Origin of the sequence: Mycolicibacterium agri (assembly GCF_002553505.1) — a bacterium.
GTDB lineage: Bacteria > Actinomycetota > Actinomycetes > Mycobacteriales > Mycobacteriaceae > Mycobacterium > Mycobacterium agri.
The window spans coordinates 37,526-59,519 of the sequence record NZ_PDCP01000023.1; the positions used below are offsets into that span (position 1 = coordinate 37,526).

A 21,994-nucleotide genomic window follows, 5' to 3' on the forward strand; every position below is an offset into this window, starting at 1 on the left:
CGCGGGCTAAACGCGCGTTTAGCGTACTAAACATGCGTTCAGCGGACGATCTCACGGCCGTCGCCCGGATCCGCGATGCGGCCATCGAACTGGTGGGCGAGCGCGGCTTCGGGGTCGGACTGCGGACCATCGCGCAGAAGGCCGGCGTCAGCGCCGCACTGGTCATCCATCACTTCGGGTCCAAGGACAACCTGCTGCGGGCGTGCGACGAATACATCGCCGACCAGATCCGCGAGACGAAGACGGAGTCGCTGCGGACGCCGGATCCCGCCGACTGGCTGCGGCAGGTCGCCGAGATCGACAGCTACGCGCCAATGATCGGCTATCTGGTGCGCAGCATGCAGACTGGCGGCGAACTGGCCAAGGCGTTCTGGCAGCGCATGGTCGACAACGCCGAGCAGTACCTGGAGGAGGGCGTGCGCTCAGGCACCCTCAAGCCCAGCCCCGACCCGAAGGCGCGCGCCCGATTTCTCGGCATCAGCAGCGGCGGCGGACTGCTGCTGTACCTGCTGATGAACAACGACCAGAGCGATCTGCGGGCGGTGCTGCGCGATTACGCCGAGGAGATGGTGCTGCCCGCCCTCGAGGTCTACACCAACGGCCTGATGACCGATTCGACGATGTACGAGGCGTTCCGCGCGCAACGCGAACAAGGCATCCCGTTGAGCCCCCCGATCGAAGGAGATCACGATGACGGCACCGTCGCTGCAATGGGCTGACACCGCCGCACGGGCACAGCTCGCGGTCGAGATCTACGGGCTGACAAAGTCATTCGGCCGGACTCGAGCACTCGACGGGCTGAATCTCACCGTCGCGCCAGGCGAAATCACCGGCTTCCTCGGGCCGAACGGCGCCGGCAAGTCCACCACCATCCGGGTGCTGCTCGGCCTGCTGCGCGCCGACAGCGGCACCGTGCGACTGCTGGGCGGCGACCCGTGGCGCGACGCGGTGAGCCTGCACCGTCGGATCGCCTATGTACCAGGCGATGTCACGCTGTGGCCGAATCTGACCGGCATGCAGGCCATCGATTTCCTGGCTCGGCTACGCGGCAATGGGGTCGACACCCGCAGGCGCGACGAACTGCTCGAGCGCTTCGAACTCGACCCGCACAAGAAAGCCCGCACCTACTCCAAGGGAAACCGGCAGAAGGTCGCCATCGTCGCCGCATTCTCCACCAATGCCGAGCTCTACATCCTCGACGAACCCACGTCCGGTCTGGACCCGCTGATGGAGAAGGCATTTCAGCAGTGCGTACACGAGGTCGCCAGCCGCGGTGCCGCCGTGCTGCTGTCCAGCCACATCCTCGCCGAGGTAGAGAAGCTGTGCGACCACGTGACGATCATCCGCTCCGGTCGCGCGGTGAGATCCGGAACGCTGGCCGAGCTTCGACACCTGATGCGCACCACGGTCAGGGCGCGAACCCACAACGACGGGAGCGAACTTTCGCGCACCCCGTTCGTCCACGACTTCTCGATCAGTGACGGCCATTACGTCTTCTCGGTCGATCGCAATGATCTCGACCGCGCGATGGCGCTGCTCACCCGGCTGGGCATCATCGACCTGACCGTGACTCCGGCATCGCTTGAGGATCTGTTCCTGCGCGAGTACCAGGGAGTGGTCCGATGACCGCGACGACGGTTGCGCACCAACCGGGTCGGCACGAGGCAGCGACTGTGGCCTCGGCCTTCACTGGTGTCGGTACCCTGCTGCGGCTGGCCCTGCGCCGAGACCGTTTCCGGCTCAGCGTGTGGATCGCCGTGCTCACGCTGATGATGGTGTACACGCCCAACGCGCTCAAGCTCGCCTATCCGGACGAAGCCCAGCGCGAAGCACGCGTAAGCCTGATGAAAACCCCTGCGGCGATGATCATGGGCGGCCCGATGTTCGGTGTTCGAGAGACCGATCTCGCCGTGATGATGGCCAACGAGCTGATGCTCACGTTGATCGTCGCAACCTCAATCCTGGCCATTCTCACCGTCATTCGACACACCCGCGCAGAAGAAGAAGCCGGGGCGGCCGAACTGGTGCTGTCATCGGTGGTCGGCCGGTACGCCCGCACCGCAGCCGCGTTGATTCTGACCGCCGGCGTGAACGCGATACTGGCCCTGACGATGACGGCAGCCATGGCCTCTGCCGGTTTCGCCGTCATCGACTCCGCCGGAATGTGTTTCGGCGTGACCGGTGTGGCCATGGTGTTCGGGGCGGTCGCGGCGGTCACGGCGCAACTCTGGCGGCAGTCGCGCGCCGCCACCGGGGCGGCGATGGGTGTGCTTGCGCTGGCTGCATTGGTGCGCGGTGTCGGCGATGTCATCAACAACTCCGGCAGCGCACTGTCTTGGTTCTCCCCCGTCGCATGGGCACAGCAGATGCGCCCGTTCGTCGAACTGCGGTGGTGGCCGTTCGTCATGCTGGTCGTCCTTGCCGTCGCGCTGATGGCGCTGGCCGCGGTGCTGGAGAGCAGGCGTCAGTACGACGACGGTGTCATCCCCTCCACGGGTGACCGCCCGAAAGCGCGTCCGATCCGCGGCGTGTTCGGCTTGCACATGACGCTACAGCGCGGGCAGACGATCGGCTGGACGGTGGCATTGCTGTTGTCCGGCTTGGCATTCGGGTCGATGACCAAGTCGCTTCTGGATGTGGCGGAGGGCAACGAACTCGTCCAGCGGGTGTTGGCCCAACAGGGCACCGACGGGGTGTACACAACGCTCACACAGTTCCTCGCCGCGGCGGCCACCGCGTACGCCGTCGCCACCGTGTTGCGGGTGCACAGCGACGAAGAGTCGGGTCTCGGCGAGCCCGTGCTGGCCGGGTCGGTGTCGCGATGGCGATGGCTTCTCACCGCCGTGGCCGCGGCCATTGTCGGGTCGACGGTGCTGATGTTCTTCGCCGGCCTCGGGATGGGACTCGGCGCGGGCATCACGCTCGGCGAGCCGCAGACCATCTGGCGGCTGACGCTGGCCGGGCTGGCCTTCGTGCCCGCGCAGGCCGCGATGGCCGGACTCGCCGCCCTGGCTGTCGCAGTCCGACTGCCCTGGATCGCTTGGCTGGCAGTGACCTTCGTCATCATCTCGCTGTATCTCGGCGCGCTGCTGCGGCTTCCGCAGTGGCTGCTCGATGTCTCGCCGATCGGCCAGACCAAGGCGCCGATCGACTATTCGCCTGTCGCGCTGACCGCCATGGTCGCGGCCGCCGCGGCACTTGCTCTCGTTGCGGGCATCATCTACCGCCGCCGCGACGCCGTCTGACGATCGGAGGAGTAGACCGTGAAGACCACTCTGCAGATGCTGGGTTACGCGGTGTTCAGCATCGTCTTCTTCGGAGTGCTGTTGTTCTGGCCCGCGGGCACGTTCGACTACTGGCAGGCGTGGGTCTTCATCGCCGTCTTCGTCGTCGCCACGATGATCCCGACCGTCTATCTGGCGGTGAAGTACCCCGACGCGTTGCGCCGGCGTACCCGTTCGGGTCCGTTCGCCGAAAGCCGTCCGGCGCAACGATTGATCAACGTCGGCATCATCCTCACGACTGTCGCTGCAGCGGTCCTGTCCGCGCTCGATCACCGCTTCGGTTGGTCCGCGGTCCCTATAGCGGTGGTGATAGTCGGCAACGTGCTCGTGGTGGGCGGCCTCGCCATCGCAGAAGCCACCGTCGTCCAAAACAACTATGCGGCAGCGACGATCACGGTCGAAGCCGACCAGCCGGTGGTGTCAACGGGCCTCTATGGCATGGTGCGCCACCCGATGTACGTCGGAGCGCTGATCATGATGACGGGCGTGCCGCTTGCACTGGGCTCCTATTGGGCGCTGCTCACGCTCATCCCCGGTGTGGCCGTCTTCGTCGCCCGCATCACCGACGAGGAGAAGGCCCTACGCGAGGAACTCGCCGGATACGACGAGTACATCCAGAAGGTGCCCTACCGCCTGGTGCCAGGCGTGTGGTGACGCGTCGCGGCGCGCCAGGCGAAGAAGAACACCACGACAACGGCGAACCGGGCGATGGTGTTGGCGATCAAGGTCGCACTGGTCTCGGTGAGCGCCATGTACAGGATGTCGAGCATTCCGCTGACGCCGTGCAGCACGATCAGCGTCACGACGACCAGGCGCAGGGCGGCGGTATCGGTCAGCCGGGCCGCCCCGAACGACAGCACCGCCACGGCGAGTTCGGCCGCACCGACCAGGTAGACCAGCAGGTACTCCTGGCGTGTGACGCTCAGGCTGATCATCGACGGAATCGCGGTCGGGAAGGCCACCAACACGAATGCCCCCGCCAGCGTGATCAGTCCGTGCGCAATCAACACCACGCGCAGCAGCGTCGGCGCCCGCATCGTCGTCTCGGTCATACGCGGTCCTTTCGTCTCGTCATCAATATGACGGACCGCAGCGGCCCGCGATGACAGGCGCAAGGAGATGACGGTGGACGAGTTCGAGGAGCACCGAGAACATCTACACGCGATCGCCTACCGCATGCTGGGCTCGTCCGCCGAGGCCGAAGACGCGGTGCAGGAAGCGTGGTTGCGGATGCACCGCGCCGACGTCAGCGACGTGCACAACCTGCGCGGTTGGTTGACGACGGTGGTCGCGCGCATCTGCCTGGATCTGCTGCGCGCCCGCAGCGCGCACCGCGAGCAGCCACTCGACGAGGCCACAGAGGCGTCGACCGACCGGGCCGCTTCGGTCGTCGATCCCGAACAGGAGGCGTTGCTGGCCGATTCGATCGGCGCGGCGTTGCTGGTCATCCTGCAGCGGCTGTCACCGGTCGAGCGGCTCGCGTTCGTGCTGCACGACATGTTCGACCTCCCGTTCGCCGAGATCGCGCCGATCGTCGACCGCTCGGCGAACACCGCCGCTCAGCTTGCGGCCCGCGCCAGGCGCCGGGTGCGGGGCCAAACGCCCGATCCGACAACGGATCTCGTGCAGCAGCGCCGGCTGGTTGAGGCGTTCCTGGCCGCCGCCCGCGACGGCGACTTCGAGTCGCTGATGGCCGCGCTGCACAGCGACGTCGTGCTGAGGGTCGACGCAGCGGCGGCAAGCACCGCGACCACGATCCGCGGCGCTTCAGCCGTCGCCACGAACGCGCGCGCCTTCTCAGCGAATGCCCGCTTCGCCGAAGCCGCTCTGGTCGACGGCTCGGTAGGGATCGTCGTCGCGCCTCGTGGCAGGCTGGCGCTGGTGTTGCGATTCGGCGTGGCCGACAACAAGATCGTCAATATCGACATCGAGGCCGATCCCGGCCGACTCGCCACGGTCGATCTGGGCGTCCTGGACTGACGCCTCGCTCGTTTGCCCGGTTATCCAGGTATGTAAGGGCAAATGATGTCGTGCGCCACCCGTACCAGATTGCCCGCCTGTTCCGGAGTGGCGCCCTTTTGGGTGACCAAGAGATCGCTCACCGCCGGTTCCGGCATGCCGGCCCAGGCGAGCAGGGTGCACACCTGCTCTCCCGTTTCCACCAACTGGCGGTCGTCGCCCGGAAAGGTGCCGCGGACGACGTTCAAGAAATTCACTTCCTCGGGAGTCGGACTGTCGGGATGGGCCACGGCAGGCGCAGCGGCCGCTACTACCGTTCCCCCCAACATCAGTGCAGTCCCTGCTACCCGCAGACTCTGCGTTGTCGACATCTTCCCCTCCTCTCGATTTGCCCACTGTCGAGCGCCCGATCATTCGACCGGGCGAACCGCAGTGGGCCGAGTCGCACAATTTGGTGAAACCCAAAGCGATTGGCTACCTGAGCAATCGATGGCACTGGCAAAGTTTCGGGTGTCCTACGCAGGCAGCGCCTCGCTTATCCACCGCATGTGCCCTACCGTCGGAACGATGACACGCGAACAGGCCACAGGCAAGGACAATTCCTGGTCCTACTTCTATCTGCCGTTGATCGTCGGTCTGGTCGTCGGCTCGGCGATAGCGGCGGCGACCGATCAGTGGTGGTGGGCAGCGGTCGGTGCGGTGCTGGGAGCAGCGGCAGGTGAGATCACCCGCAGAACAAGGTCCCGTCGACCGACGTCGTCATAACGGGCGGGCCGACGTGACCGCGGCGCCGGTTGTGCTACGCGGGACTGGCATTGCTCACCGCAACGCAAGTCGTGGTGGGCTTGTGGGCGTTGTTGCTTCCCGAACGGTTCTTCGCGCTTGCCGTGGTGGGCATGGGAATGGCGTATAACGAGCACTTGATGCGCGACTACGGCGCCATGACGCTTGCCAGCGCGGTGGTTCTCGCCGTGGCCGCCATCCGGATGGACCGATGGATCGTCCGCACGGCGTTGGTCATGTATCTGGTGTGGGCGGTGTCGCCCTTCTTCATCCACCTGGCGATGCTCGATCACCTACCTCGCTCGACCGGTGCGCTGCTGATGACAATGCTCGGGGCGGCGATCGTCATACCGGCTGTGCTGCTGGTCATTTCACTCCGCAGCGACCGAACATGCGGGACGGCGATCGTCATACCGGCTGTGCTGCTGGTCATTTCACTCCGCAGCGACCGAACATGCGGCGCGACAGGCGAATCCGGTTCAGCCAGTTGATCGTTCCATCGTTGTCAAAGGCAGACCCTCACCCAGATCCGAATACGGCGGCGAGATCCTTGGCGTCGCCGCGAAGATCGCCTGCGGCGATCGCTTCGTCGACGCCCAATACGCCCGCCGCCATACCGAGCACCACCATGGGCTCCGCACGAAACACGGTGTCGGGGCGCGCATCAGCGTCGACGCGCGTTACCTTGAGACCCTTTCGGCCGATGCGTACCGCGTAAGTCGCGCCGTCGACCTCCACACCCACAGTCATCGCAGTCTTGGCGCGTTTGTGCTGCAACAGTGCTTCGAGCGCGACGACCAGCCACTGCGGCTGGAAGCTATCGCCGTGCGGGCCTGAGATCATGAGCGGCTTGCTCCAGTTCACGAATGCAGCGACGACACCGCGAAGTTCGCTCCCCCATGGCGTCAGCGCGTACACGACGCCGTTGCTGCCGTTGTCGAGGTGGCGCTCCACGACGCCGGCTTCTTCCAGATGACGCAGTCGCTCGGCCAGCAGGTTGGTGGCGATTCCGGGCAGTCCGGCCTGAAGTCGCCCGTAACGGGCCGGACCCACAAGCAGCTCTCGCACGATGAGCAGGCTCCACCGATCACCGACGACATCGAGCGCACGCGCCAATCCGCAGTACTGGCCATAGGAACGGGTGCTCACCGCGTGATCGCCTCCGCGTCGAAGTTCGAACCGGGCACTTGATTATCTCACTCTAACTTGAAAATATAAAGCGATGGCATAAGCAACGCTGTCGGCCAAACTGGCCCACCGCATCTGCACGCCGCGATCAACCCGTCGATCGCAAGGAGTCCCGATGACCATCGCCTCTTCGGACCAGTCAACCGCGCAGGGATTAGTGGCCGCAGTGACCGCGCTGCGTACCGCTGCGGAGAACGCCGACGGCGACGCCGTCGCCGACATTCTGGCCCCCGACGTCGTGTTTCACTCCCCGTTGAGCTCGCGAATCCGCTTCGAGGGCGCCGATGACGTCGCCGCGCTTCACCGCGATGTCTTCGCCGTCCTCGAGGGGATCTCCACCACCGAACCGCTGACGCGCGACGACACCGCGGTGTTCTCGTTCGGCGGTCATGTGCGCGGCCAGAAGCTGGACGCGATGAACATGGTCCGAGTCAACGAAAGGGGAGAGATCGTCGAGAGCACGATCTACGCCCGCCCGCTGCCCGCGTTGGCAACACTTTTCGCGGCCCTGCCACCGCGGGTCACCGCACGGCGTCGCGGCCGCGCCAAGGGCGCGCTCGTGGCCGCACTCGCCACGCCCCTCGGCTTCGCGATGCGCACCGCGGACCGGTTCGTGCCCAACTTCATCTAGCCACACGAGGCCGCAATTCGGGTCGGCGTCACCAGCTTCGCGCCCATACTGGTGTGATGGAGCTGCTGACCGGCCTCGGGCTGGCAACCGCGGCGGGGCTGAATGCCTACATTCCGCTGCTGGCCCTCGGTCTGCGGTCGCGGTTCACCGACCTGATCACGCTGCCGCCGGGCTGGGCGTGGCTCGAGAACGGCTGGGTTCTGACGATTGTGGCTGGGCTTCTGGTCATCGAGGTCATCGCCGACAAGATTCCCGCGCTGGACAGCGTCAACGACACCGTCCAGACCTTCGTCCGGCCCACCGCAGGTGGCATCGTGTTCGGCTCCGGCACCGCCGCGCAGACGCCCGCCGTCACCGATCCCGGCGCGTTCGCGCAGTCGGGTCAGTGGATTCCGGTGGTCCTCGGCGTGCTTGTGGCGCTGGCGGTGTCGCTGACCAAGTCGGCGGCGCGGCCCGCGGCCAATGTCGCCACCGCAGGTGTGGCCGCACCGGTGCTGTCGACCGTCGAAGACGGCCTCAGCATCGGCCTGGTGTTCCTCGCGATCCTCATCCCCATCGTCGTGCTCGTCGTCGTCGTGGCGTTGGCGTGGTTGGGATTTCGCATATTGCGCCGGCGCAAACGGCGGGCGGCGACGGGCTGATGAGGCCTAAAGCGGAATCGTCGTGACGTAGTGGCCGCCGGAGAAGTAGTCGACGTAGTTGTTGCCCTTGATGTCCTTGTACACGCAGGTCGATGTCGCCCCAGTGTTGTTGTAGGTGCCGCCGGCTTCTTTGCATTCGCTCTTGATTGTCTTCTCTGAGAGCTTCTCGGCGTGGGCTGCGGGAGCGGCCGCGACAACGGTGGCGCCGACGGCGAGTGCGGCAGCAGCGATGGCGGCCCGAAAATGGTTGCGGTTCATGATCGTCTCCTGAATCGGCGGATGGGTAGCAGCAATCCTCCGAGACGCGTTCGCACGACGAAACGGGGCGAGCGCCCCTGTCGAAGCGCCCCTATTCGGGGCGCGGCGGCCTATTGCCGCTAGGGGGTGTAGGGGTTTCGACCGCGGCGGGCGAGATCCAGGCCGGCGCTAGATCCAGATGGCGTCGCTAGATCCAGACGCCCTTGCCGACGGCGACCACCCCGCCGGCGCTGATCGCGAACCGCTCGCGGTCCTTCTCCAGATCGACGCCGACCATCTCGCCGGGGCCGACGACGACGTTCTTGTCCAGAATGGCGCGGCGCACGATCGCCCCGCGGCCCACCCGCACCCCGGGCATCAGCACGCTGCCCTCGACGATCGCGCCGTCGTCGACGACCACGTTGGATGACAGCACCGAATTGCGCACCGACGCCGCCGAGACGATGCTGCCCGCGCCGACGACGGACTCTTGCGCGGAGCCGCCGTTGACGAACTTGGCCGGGGCGAGGTTCTCCGACTCACCGCGAATCGGCCAGCGCTTGTTGTACAGGTTGAACACTGGGTGCACCGACACCAGATCCATGTGCGCGTCGTAGAACGCGTCGAGCGTGCCGACGTCGCGCCAATAGCCGTGGTCGCGTTCGGTGGCGCCCGGAACCTCGTTGTTGTTGAAGTCGTACACCGCGGCCATCCCGTCGGCCACCAGCCGAGGGATGATGTCGCCGCCCATGTCGTGGTCGGAATCGTCGTCGTCGGCGTCGGCGCGGATGGCGTCGATGAGCACCTTGGTGGTGAAGATGTAGTTGCCCATCGACACGAACGTCTGCTCGGGGTCGTCGGGCGTGCCCGGCGGGTCGACCGGCTTCTCGATGAACTGCCGGATGCGGCCGGAGTCGTCGGAGTCGATGCAGCCGAAGGCGCTGGCCTCGGCCCGCGGCACCCGGATGCCCGCGACCGTAGCGCCCGCCCCGCTTTCGATGTGGAATTGCACCATCTGCTCGGGGTCCATCCGGTACACGTGGTCGGCGCCGAACACCACGATGTAGTCGGGATCCTCGTCGTAGATCAGGTTCAGCGACTGGTAGATCGCGTCGGCCGAACCGGTGTACCAGCGCGGTCCGAGGCGCTGCTGCGCGGGGACCGGGGTGATGTATTCGCCGGCCAGGCCGGACAGCCGCCAGTTCTGCGAGATGTGGCGGTCCAGCGAATGCGATTTGTATTGCGTCAGAACACAAATCCGCAGGTATCGGGCGTTGACCAGGTTCGACAGGACGAAATCGATCAGCCGGTAGGCACCGCCGAAGGGAACCGCTGGCTTTGCTCGATCCGCCGTCAGCGGATACAGTCGCTTGCCTTCCCCGCCCGCCAGGACGATGCCGAGGACGTGTGGCAGCTCCCTCATGGTTCAAACCTATCTGCGAGTTCTGACGGTGGCCACACATTCGCACGATTGATGGCCGTCCCGCCGCCGGTCAAAGTACGTGTCAAAGCAGGTTTCGAATACCCAAATCAGCGTCGTTCACATGGCTGCGGCGGAACGCGGCGAACACTACGGTCGTAGGCATGCGGGTGGCGATGATGACGCGGGAGTATCCGCCCGAGGTGTACGGCGGGGCAGGGGTACACGTCACCGAATTGGTCGCGCAGTTGCGCAGTTTGTGCGAGGTCGACGTGCACTGCATGGGCGCCCCGCGCGACGGTGCGTTCGTCCACCAGCCCGATCCTGCGCTGAAGGGGGCCAACCCGGCGTTGGCGACCCTGTCGGCGGACCTGTCGATGGCCAACGCCGCCGAGAACGCCGACGTCGTACATTCGCACACCTGGTACACCGGGTTGGCCGGCCATCTGGCGGCCCTGCTGTACGGGGTGCCGCACGTGCTGACCGCCCACTCTCTGGAGCCGATGCGGCCGTGGAAGGCCGAACAGCTGGGCGGCGGCTACCGCATCTCGTCCTGGGTGGAACGCACCGCTGTGGAGGCCGCCGACGCGGTGATCGCGGTGAGCTCCGGCATGCGCGACGACGTCCTGCACACCTACCCGGCGCTGGACCCCAGCCGGGTGCACGTGGTGCGCAACGGCATCGACACCGACGTGTGGTATCCGGTCGAGCCGTCGGGCTCCGAGGAGTCGGTGCTGGCCGAACTCGGGGTGGACCCGGCCCGCCCGATCGTGGCGTTCGTCGGGCGCATCACCCGCCAGAAGGGTGTGGCGCATCTGGTTGCCGCGGCGCACAGATTCGCACCCGAGGTGCAGCTGGTGCTCTGCGCCGGCGCGCCGGACACCCCGGAGATCGCCGCGGAGGTGACCGCCGCCGTGCAGGAGCTGTCCCGCGCCCGCACCGGCGTGTTCTGGGTCCGCGAGATGCTGCCGATCGGCAAGATCCGCGAAATATTATCCGCGGCAACTGTTTTCGTGTGCCCGTCGGTTTATGAGCCGCTGGGCATCGTGAACCTGGAGGCGATGGCGTGCGCGACCGCGGTCGTCGCCTCCGACGTCGGCGGGATTCCCGAGGTGGTGGCTGACCATCAGACCGGACTTCTGGTGCATTACGACCAGGGCGATCCGACGTTCTTCGAGACCCGGCTGGCCGACGCCGTCAACGCGTTGGTCGCCGACCCGGAGCGCGCCCGTGAGTACGGGGTTGCAGGCAGGCAGCGCTGCATCGCCGAGTTCTCCTGGGCGCACATCGCCGAGCAGACCCTCGAGATCTACCGGAAGGTGTCGAACTAACCGCTGGTGACGCCTTTGAGCTCGTCCCCAAGCGCAGCCGCCTCTTCCGGCGTGAGTTCGACGACTAAGCGGCCGCCGCCCTCCAGTGGTACCCGCATCACGATGCCGCGCCCCTCCTTGGTTGCTTCCAGTGGACCGTCACCGGTCCGGGGCTTCATCGCCGCCATCGAGTGCTCCCTCCACATGAGCCGGCTGCCCACCCGTTTGACAGCTCCCGGCACTGAACTGCTAACGAACTACGTCTCTATTGTTCCCTATCCCGGCGGTTCGGTGTGCAAAGACCCGGCCAAGATCGCTTCTCGGGGTGTCACGCGGCCGCCGGTACCCAGCAGGAAGCGACGTGATCGTCGACCATTCCGGTGGCCTGCATCAGCGCGTACGCCGTCGTCGGGCCCACAAATCGGAAGCCCCGGCGCTTGAGCTCCTTGGCCATCGCGGTCGATTCCGGGGTCACCGCGGGTACCTGGGACAGGTCGGCCGGACGCGGGCGTTTCGGCGGCGCGAACGACCACAGCAGCTCGCCGAGGTCGACGTCCAGGTCGGCGGCCGCGCGGGCGTTGGCGATGGTCGCCTCGATCTTCATCCGGTTGCGCACGATCCCGGTGTCGTTCATCAGCCGCGTGACGTCGCGCTCGGTGTAGCGGGCGATGCGGTCGATGTCGAAGCCGTGGAACGCGCGCCGGAAGTTCTCCCGCTTGCGCAGGATGATCAGCCACGACAGGCCGCTCTGAAACGCCTCGAGGGTGACGCGTTCGAACAGCGCCCTCGAATCGCGCAGCGGGCGGCCCCACTCGGCGTCGTGGTAGTCGCGGTAGAGAATGAAATCAGCCGGGGCCAAACGGGATTGGTCGATCCAGCCGCAGCGGACGCGGCCGTCGTCCTCGGGCGTGTCGGTCATGAGTCCGCCCCGTCCTCGGACTGCAGCGCATGCGCGCCTTCGCCGGAGGTGTCCTCGTCCGGTTCGGCCTCACGGGTGTCGCTGTCGGCGGCCTGGGCGGCCTGCACCGCGGCCAACTGACCGCGCAGCGAGTCGAGTTCCTGGCCCAACCGGTCGAGCACCCAGTCGACCTCGCTGGTCTTGTAGCCGCGCAACGTCTGGGTGAACTTGACCGCTTCGACGTCGGCGCCGGTGACACCGGATGCGGGCAATACGGTCGCGGTGGTGGAGCGCGGCAGCGGCGGAAGCACCTCGCCGCGCCCGAACAGCAGGCTGCCGACGCCGAACAGCACGATGGCCACCAGCACCAGCACCATCAGGTACAGCAGGATCAGGGTCACGCTTCCGATACTGCCTCACGGGTCCGACGCCGACGTGCGACGACCCAGAGTTACGGGACCAGGTAGCGGGGCCGGTCAGCGGGGCCGCAGCGTGATCATCGGCGGGCGGTCGTCCAGCGACACCGTCGAGGTGCGCGGCGTGAAGCCGTCCCCGTCGGCGAAGTACTGCGTCAGCCCGACCGCGGAGTCGGGGATGCCGCAGCGCGACAGCAGCGTGGCGATGACCTGCCTGCTCATCGAGGCCAGCTCGGTCAGCGGCCGGTTGCGGTGCTCGCGCACACCCAGGTTGACCTGCGCTATCGCGTCGAGGCCGAGCCGGTCGTAGGTGTCGATCACCAGCCCGATCTCCACCCCGTAGCCCGGCGCGAACGGCACCGACGTGAGCAGCTCGCGGGTGGCCGCGTACTCGCCGCCGAGCGGCTGCATCAGGTAGTTCAGCTCTGGCCGCAACGCAGCCAGCAGCGGGCGCGCCACGAGCTCGGTGACCCGGCCGCCGCCGTTGGCGTCTTCGCTGCCGCTGACCTTCAGCGGCCTGCGGTAGAAGCCCTTGACCAGGTGCACGCCGTCGACGGTCAGCAGCGGGCCGACCAGTTTCGGCACGAACATCGGGTCGGGGTCGATCAGGTCGGAGTCGACGAAGACGACGATGTCGCCGGTGGTGGCCGCCAGCGATCGCCACAGCACCTCGCCCTTGCCGGGTTGCGGCGCCACCTCGGGCAGCGCGGCCTCACGGCTGATCACCCGCGCGCCCGCGGCGAGCGCGCGGATCTCGGTGTCGTCGGTCGAGCCGGAGTCCAGCACGATCAGCTCGTCGACCAGACCACCGAGCAGCGGGGTGATGGTCTCGACGACCGAACCGACGGTCTCCTCCTCGTTCAGTGCGGGCAGCACGACCGAGATCGTGCGCCCGCGTTTGGCCGCCTCCAGTTCGGAGACCGTCCACGACGGCCGATTCCAGCTGTTTGTGGACAGCCAGCGGTCGGCGACAACGTCGGTGATCGGAAGCTCTGGAGTCAATGTCATCGCTCGACTCCCTCTCGCTCGTTCCTCGCTCGCGTACGTCTCAGCGTCATGCCAGTCCCCTTACCGTGCGCGTGGGCGAACGCATGCCCTGGATCGACGCGACCATCTCCAGTACGCGCCGTGTGGGTCCAACCTCGTGTACCCGGAACATGCGCACCCCGTCGGCCGCCGCCAGCGCGGTGGCTGCCAGGGTGCCCTCCAGTCGCTCGGTCAAACCCACACCGAGAGTCTCCCCGACAAAATCTTTGTTGCTGAGTGCCATAAGGACCGGCCATCCAGTGTTAACAAGGTCTTTTACGTGGCGCAACAAACTAAGACCGTGATAAGTGTTCTTGCCGAAATCGTGGGTCGGGTCGATCAGAATCGCGTCACGTGACACCCCGGCGGCCACCGCCCGTTCGGCCGCGGCGGTGACTTCGGCGATGACGGCGTCGACGACGCCGCGCTCGGATGTGCCGTAGTTGACCCGGAACGGCCGGGTGCGCGGGGTGGCGCCGCCGGTGTGCGAACACACCAGCCCGGCGCCGAACTCGGCGGCCACCTCGGGCAACGCGGGGTCGTGTCCGCCCCAGGTGTCGTTGATCAGGTCGGCCCCGGCCGCGCAGGCCTGTTTGGCGACGACCGCGCGCCACGTATCGACGCTGATCAGCTGGTCCGGATAGGTGGCGCGGAGCCATTCTATGAACGGCACCACACGGGCGATCTCCTCGTCGACCGAGACTTCCTCGCCCGGCCCGGCCTTCACCCCGCCGACGTCGATGACGTCGGCGCCGTCGGCGATGACCCGGTGCGCCGCGGCCTTGGCCGCCTCGTCGGTGAAGGTGGCGCCGCGGTCGTAGAACGAATCAGGAGTGCGGTTGACGATCGCCATGATGAGCGCGCGATCGCCGGCCACCGGACGGCCGCAGAACGTCGACTGCACGCCATCCAGGCTACGGACCCGCGGGATTTCGGCGCGCTAGCGTGGGCGTAGCGCCGCTCAGCGCGCCGAAATCGCTTACTTGGGGCGCTTGCCGTCCTTCACCTCTTGCAGGTACTCGTCGTAGAACTCGACATAGCCCTCGTCGCGGCCGGCCAGCACGTAGATCGGGTCATCGATCTTGACATCGCCGCCGCCGTAGCCCTCCTTGCGGAGGTCGACCTTCTGGCTCTTGAACGTCGACGTGTGCGCCAGCTCCTTGACCACCCGCACGAACAGCGGCACGGCGTAGGACGGCAGATGCTCGTAGGCCGCCTTGGCCAGCGACTTGCCGTCGAACTCGCGGCCCTCCTTGAGCTGCACGGCCGCCATGCCCGCGCGGCCGCCGGTGCCGGGCACCTCGACGCCGAACACGGTCGCCTCCTCCACTTGCGGGTCGACCGATATCGCGGCCTCCACTTCGGTGGTGGCGACGTTCTCGCCCTTCCACCGGAACGTGTCGCCGAGCCGGTCGGTGAACGCCGCATGGCAGAAGCCCTGTGACCGCATCAGATCGCCGGTGTTGAACCAGACGTCGCCTTCCCGAAAAGCGTTGCGCACCAACTTCTTTTCGGTGGCCTCCCTGTCGGTGTAGCCGTCGAACGGCTGGAAGCTGCTCACCTTCGACAGCAGCAGGCCCGGCTGCCCGTTCTTGACCTTGCGGACGCGGCCCTTCTCGTCGCGCTTGGGCTCGCCGGTTTCCTCGTCGTACTCGACGAACGCCACCGGCGACGGGCAGATGCCGGTGGTCTTGTCGACGTTCAACACGTTGACGAACGCGGTGTTGCCCTCGCTGGCGGCGTAGAACTCGCACACCCGGTCGATGCCGAACCGCTGGGTGAACTCGTCCCAGATCGCCGGGCGCAGACCGTTGCCGCAGATGACCCGCACCTTGTGCTTGCGGTCGGTGTCCTTCTCCGGCTGGCTGAGCAGATACGTGCAGATCTCGCCGATGTAGACGAAGGCGGTCGCGCCGTAGCGGATCACCTCGTCCCAGAACCTCGACGCCGAGAACGACTTGCCCAGCGCCAGCGTCGATCCGCCGTTGAGCACCGACGACAGCGCGACCGTCAGCGCGTTGTTGTGATACAGCGGCAGGCAGCAGTACAGCGTGTCGTTGCTGTTCAGCCGCATGCCCAGCCCGCCGAAGCCGGCCAGCGCCCGCAGCCACCGGTAGTGCGTCATGATGCTGGCCTTCGGCATGCCGGTGGTGCCCGACGTGAAGATGTAAAACGCCTTGTCCTTGGCCAGCACCGCCGACGCGGTCGCCGGATTGCTCGTCGGGGCGGTCTCGGCCAGCCGCTTGAACTCCTCGAGCTCGATGAGCGCGTCGGTGTCGGCGCCGCTGTCCTTGATGGCGTCGACAAAATCGGATTCGGCGACGACGACCGTGGCCGACAGCAGCCCGAGGCTGTGCTTGAGCACGTCGCCGCGCTGGTGGTAGTTGATCATCCCGGAGATCGCCCCGCACTTGACCGCCGCCAGCATCAACAGCACGGGTTCGGGCGAATTGCGCGCCATGATGCCGACGACGTCGCCGTGGCCGACGCCGCGGGCCGCCAGCACCGCGGCGTAGCGGTTGACGGTCTCGTTGGCCTCCCGGTAGGAGATCTCCTGATCTTCGAACTTGAGGAAGATCTTGTCGCCGTACTGGGCAGCGCGGTCCTGGAACACCTTGCCGATCGACGTCTTGGCCGACGGGCGCGCGCCGAACCCGGTGATGACGCCGCGCAGGATTATCGGTGTGTCGGCGATAAGGCCGGGCACGCGGGTGGCGATGTCGAGCAGTCCGACGCTGCTACGAGTCCCCGACTTCTCGTCAGTCATGCGGCGATCCCCTCTGAGTGTCGTTTGACCGCCACCCTAGAACGCAATCAGGTGACCGCCATCACGAGGCCGGTGCGCAAGCGGCCAGAGCGTCGTCGACGGCGTCCACCACCACGAGCCGGTCCAGCGCGGCCTTGGTGACGTACCCGCTGTCGACCAGGCCGTGCAGCCAGGCGAGAAGACCGTCGTAGTGGCCGAACGGGTCGAGCATCACGACCGGCTTGTCGTGCATGCCCAGATAGCCTGCGGTCCACGCTTCGAAGAACTCCTCGAGGGTGCCGATGCCGCCCGGCAGCGCGATGAAGGCATCGGCGCGCGCTTCCATGATCTGCTTCCGCTCGCGCATGGTCTCCGTGACGATGAGTTCGTCGGCCTCCACGTCGGCGAGTTCGCGGTGGACGAGCGCCTTCGGGATCACCCCGACCGTGCGGCCGCCGCGTGCTCTGGCGCCGTTGGCCAAAGCGCCCATCGCCGAGACGTTTCCGCCGCCCGACACCAGCGTCCAGCCGCGGTCGGCGATGGCCCGCCCGACCCTGTCGGCCAACTCGATCAGCTCGGGGTGCCGCGGCACCGACGCGCAGTACACACAGACCGCCCACTCGCGGGCGGGATCGACAGCGAAGGACACCTCGCCAACGTAGACGAGTGGGCCTCGGCGGCTGCGCGCACACCCTAGACTCCGGCGGGTGGCCGTCGACTGGAAGTGCGCGCCGATGAAACCGGCAGCCGAACAGGTTTCGGCGACCGTCGCCGACCGTGGCGGAGCGGTGGTCATCGCGCCCGTCGGCGCCGGCAAGACGACGGTGGCGCGCGCCGCGGCCGAACACCTCGGCGGGCCGTCGGCGTGGGTGACCGGGACGGTGTCGGATCGCGTGGTTCCGTTCGCGGCGTTGCGCCGTCTTGTCGAGGTGCCCGAGGAGGGCAAGACGACGACGGTGCTTCGCGCGGCGCGGGAGTCGGTGCCGCGCGGCCTGCTGCTGGTCGTCGACGACGCGCATCTGCTGGACCATCTGTCGGCGACGCTGGTGTATCAGCTGGCTGTCAGCGGTGCGGCGCGGCTGATCGTCACCGTCGACCCCGATGAGCCCGCCCCGGATTCGGTGACGGCGCTGCAACTGGACAACGTGCTGCCGCGGACCGAGCTGGACGCGCCGCGCACGGACCGGGCCGCGCTGCGGGCGTCGGCGCGGCGGTTCGTCGAGTCGCTGCCCGCGCCCGCGCGCACGGTGTTGGAGTTTCTCGCGGTGTGCGACCCGATTCCGGTCGCCGACCTGGCGGCGGTGGCGGGCGATGACGCGGTGCAGGCCGCGATGGCCGCCGAGGTTCTCGACGTCGGCGACGACGTGGCCCGCGGCGCGCATCCGCTGTACGTCGACGTGGTGCGCGCGCAACTGTCCGACGCCGATCTGCAGTCGCGGCGCAGCGCGCTGTATGCGCTTGGGTCCGAGCGGCCGCCGCGCGATGTCGTCGACCGGCTGCGGATTGCGGTGCTGGCGTTGGACAGTGGCCATCAGCAGCCGGTGCCCGATGTGGTGGCCGCCGCGGCCGACGCGCTGCGGCTCGGCGATCTGGTGCTTTCCGAGCGGCTCGGAGCGGCCGTGCTGGAACGCAATCCGGACCTCGACGCCCGGCTGACGCTGGCGCAGGCGTTGGCGTGGCAGGGCCGCGGCCGCGAGGCCGACGACGTGCTCGCCGCCGTCGATCCTTCGACGCTGTCCGACACGGAGTTGATGGCGTGGGCATTGCCGCGGGCGGCCAACCAGTTCTGGATGCTGTCGGAGCCGGAGCGCGCGACGGCGTTTCTGCAGACGACCCGCAAGCGCGTGACATCGCCGGCCGCGCAGACCACGATCGATGCGCTGTCAGCGACGTTCGCGATGAATGCCGGTCGCCCGGGCAAGGCGGTGGAAATCGCGCAACAGGTGCTGGCGTCGCCGCACGCCGACGACACCGCGGTCGGCTGGTCGGCGGCGGCGGCGACGCTGAGCTGCGCGCGGATGGGTCGCTTCGACGAGGTCGAGGCGTTGGCGCAGCGGGCGATGCAAGCGCAGCATCCGGGTCTTTTGCGGTTCACCAGCGGCTACGGCCAGACCACGGCGTTGGTGATGGCGGGCGAGCTGGACCGCGCGCAGGAGTTGGCGCAGCAATTGACCGACTTCGCGCAGATGCAGCAGCCGGGCCGGGCGATCGGCGAGATCCTGGTCGCTGATGTGCTGATCACCCGCGGCCAGTTGGCGGAGGCGGCGTTGTTGTTGCGCGGCGCGGCGAAAGTGTTGGCGCCGACGGGATACTCGTGGGGGCCGCTGGCCTGGATGCTGCTTTCGCGCACGCTCGGTCAGCTCGGCGAGATGGCTGAAGCAGCGAAGATGTTGTCGCGGGCGGAGTCTCGGCACGGCTTGAAGTCCATGCTGTTCGCCCCGGAGTTGCTGCTGGCGCGGGCGTGGACGACGGTGGCGCGCCGCGACATCGTCGGGGCGCGGTCCATCGTGCGCGACGCGGCGCGGGCGGCCGAGCGTGGCGGGCAATCCGCGATTACCTTGCGGGCGTTTCATGATGCGGTGCGCCTCGGCGACATCCGCGCCGTCGACGGCATCGCCCGGCTGAACATCGACTGCCTCTTCGGCCAGTTGGCGTTGCGCCATGCCCGCGCGCTGGTTGCTGGTGATGCGGCTGAGTTGCGTTCGGTGGCCGCGGATTTCGCTGACATCGGGATGATGGGCGCGGCCGCGGACGCGTCAGCTCAAGCAGACTGATCCTTATGCCGCGAAACTGTATTCCCACAGGCCGCTACTCGCACTTTGCCTGCGTGAGTGCAGTTTCGCGCCGAGGTGAGAGCGGGGCCTAGGGCTTCCAGCCCCGCGATATCAACGCGGCGCGGGCGCGTTCGAGCGCGGCGGCGTCTGAGTCTTCTTTGATGACCCTGTCGACGATCCAGCCGAGCCGTGCGAGCGTGCGCATCACACGCATGTCCTTGACGTACTGCGGGCGGTCGGTGCGGTGTTGATCGCCGTCGTATTCGCCTGCGACACGGAATTCCTCCCAGCCCATGTCGAGAATCCTGACGGGTTGGCCGTCTTCGTCGAAGACGGGAATCTGCGTCGACGGTTTCGGGAGCCCGCCGTCGATGTAGACCAATCGCAACCGCGTCTCGCGCGGGGAGGCCGCGCCGCCGTCGACCAGCGGTAGACGCGCACGCAATTGTTTGACCCCGCGTGCGCCGTGGTACCGCTTGGCGAGCATCAGCACTTCCTCGGCTGAGAACGGCATGACCCGCATCAACGCATCCAGTCGCGCGATCGCCTGGCCCCGCGGTAGGTAGCGGCCGAGGTCGAAGGCCGTCCGCGCGACGCTGGTCACCGGCAACTTGCACGCCCACGTCAACTCGTCATCGTCGACGCGCTCGTTGCGGACGACGACACCCGGTGGCGGCCGTGTGCAGTTCCACAGCATTTCGATGGGCACGTCGTCGTCAACCCACTGCGCGCCGTACAACGCCGATGCCGCGACACCCGTGATGACTCCTTCGCGCTTCGACCACAGCCACGCGCCGATCGTGCGATCGCGCAACGTCAGCGCGCGGCCCTTCGGCGCGTACACGTTCGGATAGATTCGGCTATACCACCGCTGGAGTTCATGTCGGGTGACCAGCCCGCTGGCGATCGCCTCGCTGCCGACGATTACCTCCCCCATGGCTGCATGCTGCTCCCCGGCGCCGACATTTCCGCGAGATTGCATCCACGCGGCGAAAGTGCGAGTGGCGGCCTGCGGGAATACAGTTTCGCGGGTTAGGGCAACCGCAGCGTCCGGTCGATGCGGATGTTGTCCAGGAAGCTGGCGTCGTGGCTGACGACGACGAAAGCGCCGCGATAGCTGTTCAGCGCGGACTCCAATTGCGCTGTGCTGTTCAGGTCGAGGTTGTTCGTCGGCTCGTCGAGCAACAGCAATTGCGGCGCCGGTTCGGCGAACAGCACGCACGCCAGCGTGGCGCGCAACCTCTCCCCGCCGGACAACTCCGCTATGGGCAAGTGAATCCTGCTGCCTTTGAACAGGAATTGCGCCAACAGGTGCATGCGCCGCGTCACGCTGAGGCTCGGCGCGTACGCATTCAGGTTCTCCAGCACGCTGCGGCTCGGGTCGAGAAGGTCGAGCCGCTGCGACACGTACGCGACGCCGCTCGCTCGCCGGATGGTGCCTGCATCCGGCGACAGCTCACCGGAGACGATGCGCAGCAGCGTGGTCTTGCCGGAGCCGTTGGGTCCGGTCAACGCTATCCGCTCCGGCCCGCGGATCGAGAGTTCCAAGTCGTTGAACAACTCGCGCCCGCCCCGGCTCATCTGTAATCCATGGCCCTCGAACAGAAACCGACCTGCGGGCACCTCGGTGTCGGGCAGATCCACGACGATCGACGGATCATCCCGCAGCGCGCGCTCGGCCTCGTCGAGGCGCGCTTTCGCATCCTCGACGCGTGCGGCGTTGACCCCGTCGATGCGGCCCGCCGACTCCTGCGCCCTGCGCTTCATCGCTCCGGCGATGATCCTCGGCATCCCAGCGTCTTTCACGTTGCGTGCGGCGGTGCTCGCCCTGCGGGCGGCCCGTTCGCGGGCCTGCTGCATCTGGCGCTTCTCGCGCTTGACTTGTTGTTCGGCGTTGCGGATGGTGCTCTCGGCGACGCGTCGGGCTTCGCTCGCCGCTTCTTCGTATGCGGTGAAATTGCCTCCGTAGAAGAGGATTTCGCCGCGATGCAGCTCGGCGATGCGGTCCATCCGGTCGAGGAGCACACGGTCGTGGCTGACGGCCAGCAGGCAACCCTTGAAGTCGTCGAGGGCGTCGTAGAGCTTGGCCCGCGCGTCGGCGTCGAGATTGTTGGTGGGCTCGTCGAGCAGCAGCACATCGGGACGCTTCAGCAGTTCGGCGGCCAGCCCGAGCGAGATCACTTCCCCGCCGCTGAGCGAGCCGAGCCTGCGGTCGAGCGCGATGTGCGCGAGGCCCAGCCGGTCGAGTTGCGCGCGCGTGCGCTCTTCAATGTCCCACTCGTCGCCGATCGCGGCGAACACCTCGTCGGACACGTCGCCGTCGGCCAATGCGTTCAGGGCATCGAGCACGGAGGTGATGCCGAGGACGTCGGCCACGGTGCGGTCAGCGACGAACGGCAGGGTCTGCGGTAGGTAGCCGACGGTTCCCTCGACGACGACCGATCCCGCCGACGGCCGGTATTCGCCGGTGATCAGCTTCAACAGCGTGGTCTTGCCCGCCCCGTTGGGCGCGACGAGGCCGGTGTGGCCGTCGCCGATGGTGAATGACAGCTTTTCGAACAGCGGCGGCTCGCCAGGCCACGAGAAGGACAGATTCGAACAGACTACGGCGGTATCGGACATGTGAGCGCTCCCGGAAAGCTCAGAGAAACTCAAAGAATCTCGAGGAAACTCAAGGAATC

25 protein-coding genes are annotated in these 21,994 nt (G+C 67.2%); 11 read left to right on the plus strand and 14 right to left on the minus strand.

The genetic code is table 11. From position 1 onward, the window contains the following. The first annotated feature begins 32 nt into the window (after nt 1-32). From CQY20_RS14530 to CQY20_RS14545, 4 genes are read left to right on the plus strand one after another with little or no spacing between them, the layout of a single operon-like run. A complete protein-coding gene (locus tag CQY20_RS14530; RefSeq protein ID WP_097940792.1) occupies nt 33-719 on the plus strand; it encodes a TetR/AcrR family transcriptional regulator in 687 nt (228 codons plus the stop codon). Beyond that, nucleotides 691-1,626 (plus strand): ABC transporter ATP-binding protein, encoded by a 936-nt coding sequence (locus CQY20_RS14535; RefSeq protein WP_097940793.1) that lies wholly within the window; start codon nt 691-693, stop codon nt 1,624-1,626. The genes CQY20_RS14530 and CQY20_RS14535 overlap by 29 nt, the downstream gene beginning before the upstream one ends. Next, nucleotides 1,623-3,245: an ABC transporter permease gene (locus tag CQY20_RS14540; RefSeq protein ID WP_097940794.1), complete on the plus strand. Its 1,623-nt coding sequence runs from the start codon at nt 1,623-1,625 to the stop codon at nt 3,243-3,245. Before CQY20_RS14535 ends, CQY20_RS14540 begins: the two co-directional genes overlap by 4 nt. Before the next feature lie 18 nt (nt 3,246-3,263). Further along, complete coding sequence (locus CQY20_RS14545) at nt 3,264-3,938, plus strand: methyltransferase family protein (RefSeq protein ID WP_234816245.1); 675 nt, start codon at nt 3,264-3,266, stop codon at nt 3,936-3,938. Here the strand turns inward: CQY20_RS14545 and CQY20_RS14550 are convergent. After that, nucleotides 3,911-4,336 (minus strand): hypothetical protein, encoded by a 426-nt coding sequence (locus tag CQY20_RS14550; RefSeq protein WP_097940795.1) that lies wholly within the window; start codon nt 4,334-4,336, stop codon nt 3,911-3,913. The genes CQY20_RS14545 and CQY20_RS14550 overlap by 28 nt on opposite strands. 67 nt (nt 4,337-4,403) lie before the next feature. Between CQY20_RS14550 and CQY20_RS14555 the strand changes: the two genes are divergently transcribed. Continuing rightward, nucleotides 4,404-5,264: a sigma-70 family RNA polymerase sigma factor gene (locus CQY20_RS14555; RefSeq protein WP_097940796.1), complete on the plus strand. Its 861-nt coding sequence runs from the start codon at nt 4,404-4,406 to the stop codon at nt 5,262-5,264. 20 nt (nt 5,265-5,284) lie between these two features. Here CQY20_RS14555 and CQY20_RS14560 read toward each other — a convergent pair whose 3' ends face one another. Then, entirely contained in the window at nt 5,285-5,614 is a 330-nt protein-coding gene (locus CQY20_RS14560) for a DUF732 domain-containing protein (protein ID WP_234816246.1), read from the minus strand. Between the two features lie 196 nt (nt 5,615-5,810). On the opposite strand from CQY20_RS14560, the gene CQY20_RS14565 reads away from it, so the two are divergent. Continuing rightward, entirely contained in the window at nt 5,811-6,008 is a 198-nt protein-coding gene (locus CQY20_RS14565; RefSeq protein ID WP_097940798.1) for a hypothetical protein, read from the plus strand. Nucleotides 6,009-6,058: 50 nt separating this feature from the next. Beyond that, nucleotides 6,059-6,517 (plus strand): hypothetical protein, encoded by a 459-nt coding sequence (locus tag CQY20_RS14570; RefSeq protein ID WP_133119073.1) that lies wholly within the window; start codon nt 6,059-6,061, stop codon nt 6,515-6,517. Nucleotides 6,518-6,545: 28 nt separating this feature from the next. On the opposite strand, the gene CQY20_RS14575 is transcribed toward CQY20_RS14570, so the two are convergent. Next, complete coding sequence (locus CQY20_RS14575) at nt 6,546-7,175, minus strand: winged helix-turn-helix transcriptional regulator (RefSeq protein WP_097940800.1); 630 nt, start codon at nt 7,173-7,175, stop codon at nt 6,546-6,548. A gap of 154 nt (nt 7,176-7,329) precedes the next feature. Between CQY20_RS14575 and CQY20_RS14580 the strand changes: the two genes are divergently transcribed. Both CQY20_RS14580 and CQY20_RS14585 read left to right on the plus strand, forming a co-directional pair. Beyond that, a complete protein-coding gene (locus tag CQY20_RS14580) occupies nt 7,330-7,845 on the plus strand; it encodes a nuclear transport factor 2 family protein (RefSeq protein ID WP_097940801.1) in 516 nt (171 codons plus the stop codon). Between the two features lie 56 nt (nt 7,846-7,901). After that, nucleotides 7,902-8,486, plus strand: coding sequence for a DUF4126 domain-containing protein (locus tag CQY20_RS14585; RefSeq protein ID WP_097940802.1), 585 nt, complete (start codon nt 7,902-7,904; stop codon nt 8,484-8,486). Between the two features lie 6 nt (nt 8,487-8,492). Here the strand turns inward: CQY20_RS14585 and CQY20_RS14590 are convergent, their stop codons facing one another. Further along, nucleotides 8,493-8,744, minus strand: a complete 252-nt coding sequence (locus CQY20_RS14590; RefSeq protein WP_097940803.1) for a hypothetical protein — start codon at nt 8,742-8,744, stop codon at nt 8,493-8,495. A gap of 187 nt (nt 8,745-8,931) precedes the next feature. Beyond that, nucleotides 8,932-10,146, minus strand: coding sequence for a glucose-1-phosphate adenylyltransferase (gene glgC / locus CQY20_RS14595; protein ID WP_097940804.1), 1,215 nt, complete (start codon nt 10,144-10,146; stop codon nt 8,932-8,934). Between the two features lie 161 nt (nt 10,147-10,307). Between glgC and glgA the strand changes: the two genes are divergently transcribed. Beyond that, nucleotides 10,308-11,474, plus strand: coding sequence for a glycogen synthase (gene glgA / locus CQY20_RS14600; RefSeq protein ID WP_097940805.1), 1,167 nt, complete (start codon nt 10,308-10,310; stop codon nt 11,472-11,474). On the opposite strand, the gene CQY20_RS14605 is transcribed toward glgA, so the two are convergent. The 7 genes from CQY20_RS14605 to CQY20_RS14635 all read right to left on the minus strand — a co-directional run bounded on the left by CQY20_RS14605 (nt 11,471) and on the right by CQY20_RS14635 (nt 17,188). Next, a complete protein-coding gene (locus CQY20_RS14605) occupies nt 11,471-11,641 on the minus strand; it encodes a DUF3117 domain-containing protein (RefSeq protein WP_174814771.1) in 171 nt (56 codons plus the stop codon). The genes glgA and CQY20_RS14605 overlap by 4 nt on opposite strands. A 140-nt stretch (nt 11,642-11,781) precedes the next feature. Next, nucleotides 11,782-12,372 carry a DNA-3-methyladenine glycosylase I gene (locus tag CQY20_RS14610; RefSeq protein ID WP_097940806.1) on the minus strand — a complete coding sequence of 197 codons (591 nt, stop codon included), beginning with the start codon at nt 12,370-12,372 and terminating at the stop codon, nt 11,782-11,784. Continuing rightward, nucleotides 12,369-12,752, minus strand: a complete 384-nt coding sequence (locus CQY20_RS14615; protein ID WP_097940807.1) for a DivIVA domain-containing protein — start codon at nt 12,750-12,752, stop codon at nt 12,369-12,371. The genes CQY20_RS14610 and CQY20_RS14615 overlap by 4 nt, the downstream gene beginning before the upstream one ends. 75 nt (nt 12,753-12,827) lie before the next feature. Next, a complete protein-coding gene (locus tag CQY20_RS14620; RefSeq protein WP_097940808.1) occupies nt 12,828-13,775 on the minus strand; it encodes a glucosyl-3-phosphoglycerate synthase in 948 nt (315 codons plus the stop codon). Between the two features lie 46 nt (nt 13,776-13,821). Continuing rightward, complete coding sequence (gene folP / locus CQY20_RS14625) at nt 13,822-14,697, minus strand: dihydropteroate synthase (protein WP_097940809.1); 876 nt, start codon at nt 14,695-14,697, stop codon at nt 13,822-13,824. 75 nt (nt 14,698-14,772) lie between these two features. Further along, the gene (gene fadD6, locus CQY20_RS14630) at nt 14,773-16,560 is read right to left on the minus strand and encodes a long-chain-acyl-CoA synthetase FadD6 (protein WP_097940810.1); all 1,788 of its coding nucleotides are present in this window, start codon (nt 16,558-16,560) and stop codon (nt 14,773-14,775) included. Nucleotides 16,561-16,621: 61 nt separating this feature from the next. Continuing rightward, the gene (locus CQY20_RS14635) at nt 16,622-17,188 is read right to left on the minus strand and encodes a cytokinin riboside 5'-monophosphate phosphoribohydrolase (protein ID WP_234816247.1); all 567 of its coding nucleotides are present in this window, start codon (nt 17,186-17,188) and stop codon (nt 16,622-16,624) included. Nucleotides 17,189-17,246: 58 nt separating this feature from the next. On the opposite strand from CQY20_RS14635, the gene CQY20_RS14640 reads away from it, so the two are divergent. Next, nucleotides 17,247-19,313 (plus strand): AAA family ATPase, encoded by a 2,067-nt coding sequence (locus CQY20_RS14640; protein ID WP_097940811.1) that lies wholly within the window; start codon nt 17,247-17,249, stop codon nt 19,311-19,313. Between the two features lie 88 nt (nt 19,314-19,401). Here CQY20_RS14640 and CQY20_RS14645 read toward each other — a convergent pair whose 3' ends face one another. Then, complete coding sequence (locus CQY20_RS14645; protein ID WP_097940812.1) at nt 19,402-20,250, minus strand: putative endonuclease domain-containing protein; 849 nt, start codon at nt 20,248-20,250, stop codon at nt 19,402-19,404. A 95-nt stretch (nt 20,251-20,345) separates the two neighbouring features. Further along, nucleotides 20,346-21,935 carry a ribosomal protection-like ABC-F family protein gene (gene abc-f / locus CQY20_RS14650; RefSeq protein ID WP_097940813.1) on the minus strand — a complete coding sequence of 530 codons (1,590 nt, stop codon included), beginning with the start codon at nt 21,933-21,935 and terminating at the stop codon, nt 20,346-20,348. Nucleotides 21,936-21,994 lie beyond the last annotated feature (59 nt).